General features: G+C 75.3%; 9 protein-coding genes. 6 read left to right on the plus strand and 3 right to left on the minus strand.

Going from position 1 to position 10,456, the window contains the following annotated elements; translation table 11 throughout:
- Window positions 1-191: 191 nt before the first annotated feature.
- The gene (locus ABZ641_RS16530; protein WP_344624157.1) at window positions 192-1,124 is read right to left on the minus strand and encodes a hypothetical protein; all 933 of its coding nucleotides are present in this window, start codon (window positions 1,122-1,124) and stop codon (window positions 192-194) included.
- Window positions 1,125-1,369: 245 nt separating this feature from the next.
- Between ABZ641_RS16530 and ABZ641_RS16535 the strand changes: the two genes are divergently transcribed.
- Together ABZ641_RS16535 and ABZ641_RS16540 are read left to right on the plus strand one after the other, a co-directional pair.
- Window positions 1,370-2,137: a crotonase/enoyl-CoA hydratase family protein gene (locus ABZ641_RS16535; protein WP_344624156.1), complete on the plus strand. Its 768-nt coding sequence runs from the start codon at window positions 1,370-1,372 to the stop codon at window positions 2,135-2,137.
- A 118-nt stretch (window positions 2,138-2,255) separates the two neighbouring features.
- On the plus strand, window positions 2,256-2,810 hold the full coding sequence (locus ABZ641_RS16540) for a hypothetical protein (protein WP_359982507.1): 555 nt from the start codon (window positions 2,256-2,258) through the stop codon (window positions 2,808-2,810).
- Window positions 2,811-2,820: 10 nt separating this feature from the next.
- Here ABZ641_RS16540 and ABZ641_RS16545 read toward each other — a convergent pair whose 3' ends face one another.
- Window positions 2,821-4,386: a PucR family transcriptional regulator gene (locus ABZ641_RS16545; RefSeq protein WP_359982510.1), complete on the minus strand. Its 1,566-nt coding sequence runs from the start codon at window positions 4,384-4,386 to the stop codon at window positions 2,821-2,823.
- Window positions 4,387-4,631: 245 nt separating this feature from the next.
- Between ABZ641_RS16545 and ABZ641_RS16550 the strand changes: the two genes are divergently transcribed.
- From ABZ641_RS16550 to ABZ641_RS16565, 4 genes are all read left to right on the plus strand, one after another.
- Window positions 4,632-6,098: a sodium:solute symporter gene (locus ABZ641_RS16550; RefSeq protein WP_359982513.1), complete on the plus strand. Its 1,467-nt coding sequence runs from the start codon at window positions 4,632-4,634 to the stop codon at window positions 6,096-6,098.
- A gap of 39 nt (window positions 6,099-6,137) precedes the next feature.
- Window positions 6,138-7,100 (plus strand): agmatinase, encoded by a 963-nt coding sequence (speB, locus tag ABZ641_RS16555; RefSeq protein ID WP_344624152.1) that lies wholly within the window; start codon window positions 6,138-6,140, stop codon window positions 7,098-7,100.
- The gene (locus ABZ641_RS16560; RefSeq protein ID WP_359982515.1) at window positions 7,097-8,725 is read left to right on the plus strand and encodes a thiamine pyrophosphate-binding protein; all 1,629 of its coding nucleotides are present in this window, start codon (window positions 7,097-7,099) and stop codon (window positions 8,723-8,725) included. Before speB ends, ABZ641_RS16560 begins: the two co-directional genes overlap by 4 nt.
- 315 nt (window positions 8,726-9,040) lie before the next feature.
- A complete protein-coding gene (locus tag ABZ641_RS16565; protein WP_344624150.1) occupies window positions 9,041-9,460 on the plus strand; it encodes an acyl-CoA thioesterase in 420 nt (139 codons plus the stop codon).
- A gap of 18 nt (window positions 9,461-9,478) precedes the next feature.
- On the opposite strand, the gene ABZ641_RS16570 is transcribed toward ABZ641_RS16565, so the two are convergent.
- On the minus strand, window positions 9,479-10,402 hold the full coding sequence (locus ABZ641_RS16570) for a LysR family transcriptional regulator (protein ID WP_359982518.1): 924 nt from the start codon (window positions 10,400-10,402) through the stop codon (window positions 9,479-9,481).
- Window positions 10,403-10,456: the final 54 nt, after the last annotated feature.

Genomic DNA, 10,456 nt, shown 5'->3' on the forward strand with positions numbered 1-10,456 from the left:
GCGCGGCCTGGCTCGCGGCGGCGGTGCTCGGCGCGGCGGCCGGCTCGGCCGGGTCGCAGGCGGTCAGCACGCCGACGGCGAGGACGGCGGCGGAGACGGCGGTGGCGGCGCGCAGCGCCGTGGTGTGTCGGGACACGGTGAGGTGGCTCTTCCTGGTTTCGACGGCCGGCCGTGCGGGCCGGCGCGGACGGTCAGTAGCCCTGCGGGCCGTGGTTCGGGTTGGCCTGGGCGACCTTGGCGGCCAGGTCGTGGCCGTCCGGTGAGACGTGGTAGCGCGCCATCATGTAGTTCATGGAGGCGCACGCGCTGGCCACCGGGTCGTAGATCTTGGTGGAGGTGCCCGGCTGGTGGTAGGCGGCGAAGGTGTCCGGGATGCACTGCCAGGGGCCGCGCGAGGAGTGCAGCGGCGCGCCGTCCGCCTGGGTCGGGCCCCAGGCGTTGCTGTCGGTCTTGTTCACCAGCCAGTGCGAGTCGTTGTACGAGGACTCGCGCTGGGTCATGGTGAGCAGGCCGCGCATCCAGTTGGCCCGGGCCTGCGGGTCCTTGATGCCCATGGTGTCGAGCGCCTGGTTGACGTAGTCCTCGCAGGCGGCCCGGCCGCTCTTCCACGAGCCGGCGCCGCTGTAGTCGACGTCGGACATCGGGATCTTGCCGTGCGGGTTCGGCGAGGAGGGCATCGGGTGGTGCCCGCCGCTGCCGCCGCCGTCGTGGCCGCCGCTGCCGCCCTGGTGTCCGCCGCCGTGGTGTCCGCCGCTGCCGCCGGGCTTGCCGGGCGACTTGGGCGGGGTGTGGTGGCCGCCGCCGGGCAGCTGCTTGCCGGCGTGCTCCTCGGCCTCGCGGTAGTTGTCGGCGCAGTGCCGGATCCCGGCCGCGTCCTGGTGCATCGCCTTCGCGGTGGCGGCGGCGCTCTGCCCGGCGTCCTGGGCGGCCTGTTCGGCGGCGAGCACGATGCCGGTGGAGAGCACGCCGCCGGTGATCAGGGTCTCGATCTCGGCGGTGCGGAACTTGCCCGAGAGCGCGTCGACCTTGGCCGCGACGCGTTCCAGGCGTTCGGCCTGGGCCTGCCACTCCTTGGCGAGCCGGTCGAGTTGTTCGGGCGACACTTTGTAGTGGCTGCCTGACATGGCGGTCCTTCCCCCGTCGGACGGCTTCCCGTCCGCGCTGTCCCCGTCGGGTCGGACGGCCCCGGCGGTGCGGCCGCCGGATCGTGTGCCACCCAATCCCCGGCGGCAGATCATAGTATGAGCGCCTGTCAGTGGGCCCGCCGGACCCCGCCGCGCGGCGGCCTCGTCGGGACGGCGCCGTTCTGGTTCGATGGGGTCCGTCCACCGGTCGGCGGTGGCCGCGGCAGCGAGGAGGACCGGCACAGATGCCCGTACGCACCGAACGCAGCGGACCGGTGACCACCGTCGTGCTCTCCCGCCCCGAGAGCCGCAACGCCGTCGACGGACCCACCGCCGAAGCCCTCGCCGAGGCCTTCCGCTCCTTCGACGCCGACCCCGAGGCCTCCGTCGCCGTCCTGTGGGGCGAGGGCGGCACCTTCTCCGCCGGCGCCGACCTCAAGGCCTTCGGCACCGCCGACGGGAACCGGGTCGCCCCCGAGGGCGACGGGCCGATGGGCCCCACCCGGATGCGGCTCTCCAAGCCCGTCATCGCCGCCGTCTCCGGCCACGCCGTCGCGGGCGGCCTCGAACTCGCCCTCTGGTGCGACCTGCGGGTCGCCGAGGAGGACGCCGTCTTCGGCGTGTTCTGCCGCCGCTGGGGCGTCCCCCTGATCGACGGCGGCACCGTCCGGCTGCCCCGGCTGATCGGCGCCGGCCGCGCCATGGACCTCGTCCTCACCGGCCGCCCGGTCGACGCCGGCGAGGCCAAGAGCATCGGGTTGGTCGACCGGGTCGTCCCCCGCGGCACCTCCCGGCAGGCCGCCGAACGGCTCGCCGCCGAGATCGCCCGCTTCCCGCAGACCTGCATGCGCGAGGACCGGCTCTCCCTCCTCGAACAGGACGGGCTGAGCGAGCACGACGCCCTCGACAACGAACTCCGGCACGGCCTGCGGTCCCTGCCCGAGGCCGGCGAGGGAGCCGCCCGCTTCGCCAAGGGAGCCGGCCGCCACGGCTCCTTCACCGACCGGCACTGACCGCCGCCGACCACCGCCGACCGTGCCCCTGCGGGAAGCCGCGCGGTTCCGTGGCGCCTGCACCGGGTAGGGCCCGGGTCGAACAGGTGAACGGGTGGTCGAGTGGCGGGGGCGCCGCATGGGGTGGACGGACCGGACGCGGTCCTGGCGGCTGGCCGGCGGCTTCGCCGTGCTCTGGCTCGGCGGCTGCCTGGCGGTCGTCTGGCTGCTGTTCGGCGCCCGGCTGGCCGCGCTGACCGGTGTCGCGGGGGCGACCGGCACCTTCGTGGTCGCCGGATGCTTCGAGGAACTGGAGGGCAACGACACCCACTGCCGGGGCACGTACACGCCGTTCGCCGCGTCCTCGTCCACCGGTGCGGCGGCTGTTCCCTCGGTGCTGCTCCGCTCCGCCGCCGGCGACCACCGGCCGGGCACCCGGCGCGACGTCCGGCTCGTCGGCCGCGACGTCTTCGAGCCCTCGCCGTCCACCGCCGCCCACTACGTCACCTACGCCGGCTGGACGGCAGCCACCCTCGGCCTGCCCGGTCACTGGCTGCTCACCTCCGCCCGCCGGGGACGCCTCCGCAACGGCGAGAACTACTTCTTCGGCTGGCTCGTCGCCCTGCTCGGCGCCGTCGCCCTCGGCATCCTCGCCCTGCCCGTCGCCTGGATCCTGACGGTCTCCCTCGGTTAGCGGGCCGGATTCAGGCCCGGTGGTCCGTCGGCGGGAGCCGGCGGAGGGCGAACCACAGCTCCATGCGGACGTCGGGGTCGTTGAGGTCGGCGGCGAGGAGGTCGGCGGTGCGGGCGATGCGCTGGCGGACGGTGTTGCGGTGGAGTTCGAGGGCGGCGGCGGTGCGGTCCCAGCTGCCGTGGTGGGCGAGCCAGGCGGTGAGGGTCTCCCGCAGGACGTCCGGTCCGGGGGCGCCCGCCTCCGCGAGCGGCGCCAGCAGGGCCCGGGCGTGGGCGCGGGCCTCGTCCTCGGCGACCAGGGCGTGCATGCTCAGGGCTTCGTCGCGCTGCTGCGCGGCGCCCCGGCCGCCCGCCAGCGCCCGTCGCAGGGCGCGGTCGGCGTGCACGGCCGCGTTCCCGAGCCCGTCCGGCCCGGTGGGGGTGCTGAAGCCGAGCGTCCAGCCCAGCCGGACGGCGGCGGCCGGATCGGGCGCGGCGGGCCCGGGGACGAGGGCCCGCAGTTCGTTGCCGGTGACGTCCAGGTAGGGCGTGCCGAGGGCGGTGCCGAGCGCCGCGACCTGGACGGGGTCGTCCCCGCGTCCGGGCCGGGTGCGCCGTCCGGCGACGACGATCCAGCGGCCGTCCGCGGCGCCGTCCGGTTGCAGCAGGGCGGCGACCTCGGCCGGGGCTGCGCCGAGCAGCAGCCGGACGAGGGCGCCGGAACCGCGGGTGTCGGCGCCGAGGGCGTGCCGGGGGCTGGTGAGCAGGGCGAGCAGGACGGCGGCGACGCCGGTGACCGAGCGGTGGACGCTGCTGGGCGGGGTGTCCGCGGCGATGCCGAGGGCGAGGCCGCCGGGCAGGGTGTGAACGGTGAGGTGGCGTCCTTCGAGGTGCTCGGCGGCGGCCGTCGGCGGCGCCGTCCGGCCGGGCCGGCCGGCGAGCCGGGCCGTGGTGCGGGCGGCCAGCTCCCGCACCTGCCGCGGCGCCGGCGCGGCGGGGCGCTCCCCGGCGGCGAAGAGCTCCTGTCCGGCGGCGTCCAGCAGCACCGTCCAGGAGCCGGTGCGCACGGCCAGCTGGTGCAGCACGGCCTGCAGCGCGTCCGGCCGGGCCGCGGCGGAGGCGAGGGCGGACTGCGCCTCGGAGACCAGCCGCAGGTCGCGGTTGCGGGCCTCGGCCATGAACGCGTACGCGGCCCGGTTGACCGCGACGAACGGCGTCGCCGGCGGCACCCGCACCAGCGGCAGCGCATGCCGCTCGCAGGTCTCGACGAGCACCGCCGGCACCTCGTCGTGGACGGGGGCGATGCCGAAGCCGAGCGCCGCGATCCCGGCCGCGGCGACGCTGCGCACGTACGCGTCCACGGCCTCCGCGGTCGGCGGGAAGCGGACGCCCGCGGTCAGCAGCAGTTCGCCGCCGGACAGGTACGGTGCCGGGTCGGGCAGCTCGGTGGTGCCGATGGTGCCGATCAGCCGGTCGTCACGGGGCCCCGCGATCTGCTCCAGGCCGAGGCCCGGGGCGCCGAGCAGCACCCGCAGGGGCAGGGCGGGCGTCCCCGGCTCGGGCGCGCGCGGGGCCGCCGGGACGGGCGGTGCGGACATGCCCGGCCTCCCTCCGATGGACACTTCCTCCATCCAGAGCATAGAGAATGGACGGATCCGACACTTCAACCGCCCCGGCGCTGCTCGTACCGTTTCAGCACGGGCCGAGGACGCCGTCCGGCGGTCGGTGCCCGTACCCGTCCCCCCTCCGGCGCCGCGGCAGGCCCCCTTCCGGCCGCGGCAGCCGTCCCCCACGAGCACCCCGGCCCCGCACCCGCAGCGCGGCGGCCGGATCGGAGGACCACATGGCCATCGACTACGTCGTGATGACCTGCTACCTGGCGGGCATCGTCGCCGTCGGCTGGTGGGGCAGGCGGCGCGCCCGCTCCAAGAGCGACTTCCTGGTCGCCGGCCGCCGCCTCGGCCCGCTGATGTACACCGGGACGATGGCCGCCGTCGTGCTCGGCGGCGCCTCCACCATCGGCGGCGTCCGCCTCGGCTACACCTACGGCCTGTCCGGCGCCTGGATGGTCTTCGCGATCGGCCTCGGCCTGCTCGCCCTGAGCGCCTTCTTCTCCGCCCGGATCGCCCGGCTGAAGGTCTACACCGTCGCCGAGATGCTCTCGCTGCGCTACGGCGACGCCGCGAGCGTCATCTCCGGCGTGGTGATGTGGGTCTACACCCTGATGCTGGCCGTCACCTCCACGATCGCCTACGCCACCGTCTTCGACGTGCTCTTCGACGTGCCCCGCTGGGCGGCCGTGGTGATCGGCGGCACCATCGTCGTCGGCTACTCCGCCCTCGGCGGCATGTGGTCGATCACCCTCACCGACATGGTGCAGTTCGTGGTGAAGTCGATCGGCGTGCTGGTGCTGCTGCTGCCGATCGCCGTCGTCAAGGCCGGCGGCTGGAGCGCCATGGCCGACAAGCTGCCCGACGGCTACTTCTCCTTCGGCTCCATCGGCGGCGAGTCGATCCTCACCTTCGTGCTGATCTACACCTTCGGCATGCTGATCGGCCAGGACATCTGGCAGCGGGTGTTCACCGCCCGCACCGACAGGGTCGCCTCCTACGGCGGCACCGTGGCCGGCGTCTACTGCCTGGTCTACGGGCTCGCCGGCGCCGTCATCGGCATGGCCACCAAGGCGCTGCACCCGCAGCTCGCCGGCGCCGACAGCGCCTTCGCGACCATCGTGAAGACCACCCTGCCGACCGGTGTGAAGGGGCTGGTGCTGGCCGCCGCGCTCTCCGCGATGATGTCCACCGCCAGCGGCGCCCTGATCGCCTCCGCCACCGTCGCCAACAACGACATCTGGCAGTGGCTGCGCACCCGCGGCGGCAAGGTCCGCCCGCAGGGCGACGACCACGACGAGGTCGGCTCCAACCGGCTGGCGATCATCGTCCTGGGCGCGATCTCCATCGGCCTGGCCTGCCTGCTCGACGACGTCCTCGCGGCCCTCACCGTCGCCTACAACCTGCTGGTCGGCGGCCTGCTCGTGCCGATCCTCGGCGGCCTGGTCTGGCGCCGCGGCAACCTGCCGGGCGCGCTGGCCGCGATGACCGCCGGCGGCGTCACCGTGATCACCCTCATGGTGCTCAAGGGCACCCTCGCCAACGAGCCCATCTACTACGGCCTCGGCGCCAGCCTGGTCGCCTACCTGGCCGTCAGCCTGGCCACCCGGCCCACCGACGCCCGCCTGCTGGAGCGCTGGCGCGACCGCCTCGACGGCCGTACCCCGGCCGAGCCCGAGGCCGTCCCCGCCGCCGCCTGACGGCACGCCACCGCACCCACCGACCCTCCCGAGGAATCCATGAGCACCACCGAACCGCGCGGCCCGATCGACTCGTCCCGCGTCCCGCGCTACGCCGGCCCCGCCACCTTCGCCCGGCTGCCCCGCCTGGACGAGGTCGGCCGCGCCGACATCGCCGTGGTCGGCGTCCCGTTCGACACCGGGGTCTCCTACCGGCCGGGCGCGCGGTTCGGCGGCAACGCGATCCGCGAGGCCAGCCGCCTGCTGCGGCCCTACAACCCGGCGCAGGACGCCTCGCCGTTCGCCCTCGCCCAGGTCGCCGACGCCGGCGACGTCGCCGCGAACCCCTTCAACATCAACGAGGCCGTCGACACCGTCGAGGCCGCCGCCCGCGACCTGCTCGCCACCGGTGCCCGGCTGATGACCCTCGGCGGCGACCACACCATCGCCCTGCCGCTGCTGCGCGCCGTCGCTGCCGAGCACGGCCCGGTCGCCCTGCTCCACTTCGACGCCCACCTCGACACCTGGGACACCTACTTCGGCGCCGAGTACACCCACGGCACCCCGTTCCGCCGCGCCGTCGAGGAGGGCATCCTCGACACCTCCGCGCTCAGCCACGTCGGCACCCGCGGCCCGCTCTACGGCCGCCAGGACCTCACCGACGACGAGAAGCTCGGCTTCGGCATCGTCACCTCCGCCGACGTGATGCGCCGCGGCGTCGACGAGGTCGCCCAGCAGCTCCGCGAGCGGATCGGCGACCGCCCGCTGTACGTCTCCATCGACATCGACGTCCTCGACCCGGCGCACGCCCCCGGCACCGGCACCCCCGAGGCCGGCGGCCTCACCTCCCGCGAACTCCTGGAGATCCTCCGCGGACTCGCCGGCTGCAACATCGTCTCCGCCGACCTCGTCGAGGTCGCCCCCGCCTACGACCACGCCGAGATCACCTCCGTGGCCGCCTCGCACACCGCCTACGAGCTGACCACCCTGATGGCCCGCCGGATCGCCGAGGAGCGCGCATGACCCACGTCCGCAACGGCGGCGACCTGGTCGTCGAATCCCTCGCCAACCTCGGCGCCGAGACCGTCTTCGGCCTCCCCGGCCAGCACGCCCTCGGCCTGTTCGACGCCCTGCGCCGCTCCCGGCTGCGCTACGTCGGCCTGCGGGTGGAGAACAACGCCGGCTTCGCCGCCGACGGCTACGCCCGCACCGCCGGCACCGTCGCCCCGCTGTTCCTCTCCACCGGCCCCGGCGCCCTCACCTCGCTCGCCGCCCTCCAGGAGGCCGCCGCCGCCTCCGCCCCCGTGCTCGCCGTCTCCTCGCAGATCCCCTCCGCCGGCCTCGGCGGCCGCCGCCGCGGCTACCTGCACGAACTCGTCGACCAGCAGGCCAGCTTCCGCGACGTGGTGAAGTCCGTGCACACCGCGCGCACCGCCTCGCAGATCCCCTCCGCCCTCGCCGCCGCCTGGGAGTCCGCCCTCACCGCCCCGTACGGGCCGGTCTGGGTGGAGATCCCGCAGGACGTCCTGCTCGCCCCGACCACCGTGCCCCGGGTCACCGGCCTGCGCGCCGAACCCCGCCCGCTCGTCCCGCGGGCCGAACTCGTCGCCGAGGCCGCCGTACTGCTCGCCGAGGCCGAGAACCCGGTGATCCTCGCCGGCGGCGGGGTCGTCCGGGCCGGCGCGACCGACGAACTGCTGCGCCTGGCCGAGCTGTTGCGCGCGCCGGTGGCCTGCACCTTCGGTGCCAAGGGCGCCTTCCCCTGGGAGCACCCGCTCTCGCTGCAGTCCTGGCTGGAGGACCGGCACACCACCGACCTGCTGGAGAACGCCGACGTACTGCTCGTCGTCGGCTCCGGACTCGGCGAACTCTCCAGCAACTACCACACGTTCGCCCCACGCGGTCAGCTGATCCAGGTCGAGGCCGACCTCGGCAAGCTGGAGTCCAACCACCCCGCCTTCGGCATCCACGCCGACGCCCGGCTCGCCCTCGCCGCCCTCGCCGACTCCGTCCCCGCGCGCGAGCCCGACGGCCGCGCCGAGGCCGCCGCCGCCGACCTGCTCAAGCAGGTCCGGGCCCGGATCGACGGCCAGGGACTGGAGTTGGAACAGCAGGTCCTCGCCGCGGCCCGCGCCGCCCTGCCGGACGACTCCCCGGCCTTCTTCGACATGACCATCCTCGGCTACTGGGCCTGGTCCGCGTGGGACGCCCGGCGCCCCGGCGCCATGCACTCCGCCCAGGGCGCCGGCGGCCTCGGCTACGGCTTCCCCGCCGCGCTCGGCGCAGCGGCGGCCCTGCCGGGCCGGCCCGTCCTCGCCGTCTCCGGGGACGGCGGCGCGATGTACTCGATCGCGGAACTCGCCACCGCCCGCCAGCACGACCTGGACGTCACCTGGCTGATCGTGGACGACGGGGGCTACGGCATCCTCCGCGAGTACATGACGGACACCTTCGGCGAGGCCACCGCGACCGAACTCGCCCGCCCCGACTTCCTCCGCCTCGCCGAGTCCTTCGGCGTCCCGGCCGTCCCCACCACCCCCGAAACCCTCCACGCCGACCTCACCGCCGCCCTCGCCACCCCCGGCCCCACCGTGGTCGTCCTCCCCGCCCTCCTCCGCATGTTCGCCCCCACCCACCTGGAGCCCTGAGGCCGAGTCAGGGGCACCACCCCAGGGGCGCGTGGGGGCACCTCCCGGCCGAAGGCTGGGGGAGAGCTGCGCAATCCGGGATCGGCCGGCTCTGGAGAATCAGGTAGAGCCAAGTCAGGGGCGCGGGGAACTGCGCAGTCCGGGGTTGGGTGTGGGGGCTGTCAGGGCCGACCTCTGGTTCGTAGCGGGCAGCCACATCCGGATCGCGCAGTTCCCCGCGCCCCTGTTTTTGCTTGGCCCATCCTGCAAGTGCGGCCGCACCCGGATCGCGCAGTTCCCCGCGCCCCTGCCGGGCGTGCCCGTACTGTTCGTGGCATGACCGAATTCAGTGTTCCGATCACCGTCCGCGGCTACGAGACCGACTCCCAGGGCCACCTCAACCAGTCGGTCTACCTGCAGTACGCCGAGCACGCCCGCTGGTGCTACCTCGAACACGCCGGCATCCGGCAGGCCGACCTGCTGGCGAAGGGCGTCGGCCCGGTCGTGCTGGAGACGACCGTCCGCTACCGGCGCGAGCTGCGGGCGGGCGAGGAGGTGGCGGTGAGCTGCCGTTTCGTGTGGGGCGACGGCAAGACCTTCGGTGTCGAGCAGACCGTCGTGAAGGCGGACGGCACCCTCGCCGCCGAGGTCACCGGAGTGGGCGGCTTCCTCGACCTGACGGCCCGCCGGCTGGTCGAGGACGCCCGGGAGCCGATGCGCGCCCTGGCGGCGGACCCGGCGGCACTGGGCCTCTGACGCCCGCCGCAGGCGCCCTCACCAGGCCGGGGCCGCCGCCAGCAGCCGTGCACGGACCTGTGCGACGGCGGCCGGTTCGGCGGCCCCGGCCCGTCCGACCAGCCAGGCGGTGTTGATCGGCGGGTCCTCCGGTTCGTGCAGTGCGACCAGTGCCCCCGAGGCGAGGTCGGCCGCGCACAGGTAGCGCGGCAGGACGGAGATCCCGGCGCCGCCGGCCACCGCGGCGGCCACCCCGCGCAGGTCGGGCACCACGGCCGCGGCCGGTCCGGTCAGCCGGGTGCCGAACACGTGCCGCCAGTAGCGCCGGGCGATCGGCAGGTCCTCGGCGTAGGTGACCAGCGGTACGCCGCGCAGTGCGGCGGGGCCCTCGGCGGCGACCCGCCCTGCGCCGATCCGGGCGGCCCAGTCGGGCCCGGCGACGAGGACGAACTCCTCGTCGGCGAGCGGGACGGCGTGCAGGGCCCGCCCGCGCGGCCGGGCGGTGGCCACGACGAGGTCGTAGCGGCCGGCCCGCAGTCCGGCGAGCAGGTCGTCGGTGAGTCCGGCGGTGACCCGCAGCCGCAGTCCGGCGCCGATCAGCGGGGCGAGTGCGGGCATGGCGCAGACGCCGAGGAACTCGGCCGGCCCGGCGAGGTGGACGGGCTCGGCCGGGGCGCCGGGGTCGGCGCTGCCGCGTTCGGCGACGGCGGCGAGGGCGTCCAGCGGGGCGGCGACCTCCGCGGCGAGGGCGTCGGCCGCGGCGGTGGCGGTGACCCCGCGCGGCAGCCGTTCGAACAGCGGCCTGCCGAGCTGCTGCTCCAGGGTGCGGATCTGTGCGGTGACGGTCGGCTGGGAGAGCCGCAGCAGCCGGGCGGCGGCGGTGAAGGAGCCGGAGCGGTGCACGGCGAGGAAGGTCCGCAGCAGGCCGAGGTCGAGCGGTCCTGAGGTGTCACCACTGGGCATGCCCGGCAGCCTAGGGCCTGCCCGGGAACGCGGGCGGCCGCGGCACCCGCTCGG

The sequence above is a fragment of the Kitasatospora sp. NPDC007106 genome (assembly GCF_040634455.1).
Lineage (GTDB): Bacteria > Actinomycetota > Actinomycetes > Streptomycetales > Streptomycetaceae > Kitasatospora > Kitasatospora arboriphila.

What these genes read in the sequence shown, in the direction of transcription:
- ABZ641_RS16530 (WP_344624157.1), bottom strand. Translation starts at nt 1,124, where the DNA reads ATGTCAGGCAGCCACTACAAAGTGTCGCCCGAACAACTCGACCGGCTC.
- ABZ641_RS16535 (WP_344624156.1), top strand. Translation starts at nt 1,370, where the DNA reads ATGCCCGTACGCACCGAACGCAGCGGACCGGTGACCACCGTCGTGCTC.
- ABZ641_RS16540 (WP_359982507.1), top strand. Translation starts at nt 2,256, where the DNA reads ATGGGGTGGACGGACCGGACGCGGTCCTGGCGGCTGGCCGGCGGCTTC.
- ABZ641_RS16545 (WP_359982510.1), bottom strand. Translation starts at nt 4,386, where the DNA reads ATGTCCGCACCGCCCGTCCCGGCGGCCCCGCGCGCGCCCGAGCCGGGG.
- ABZ641_RS16550 (WP_359982513.1), top strand. Translation starts at nt 4,632, where the DNA reads ATGGCCATCGACTACGTCGTGATGACCTGCTACCTGGCGGGCATCGTC.
- speB (WP_344624152.1), top strand. Translation starts at nt 6,138, where the DNA reads ATGAGCACCACCGAACCGCGCGGCCCGATCGACTCGTCCCGCGTCCCG.
- ABZ641_RS16560 (WP_359982515.1), top strand. Translation starts at nt 7,097, where the DNA reads ATGACCCACGTCCGCAACGGCGGCGACCTGGTCGTCGAATCCCTCGCC.
- ABZ641_RS16565 (WP_344624150.1), top strand. Translation starts at nt 9,041, where the DNA reads ATGACCGAATTCAGTGTTCCGATCACCGTCCGCGGCTACGAGACCGAC.
- ABZ641_RS16570 (WP_359982518.1), bottom strand. Translation starts at nt 10,402, where the DNA reads ATGCCCAGTGGTGACACCTCAGGACCGCTCGACCTCGGCCTGCTGCGG.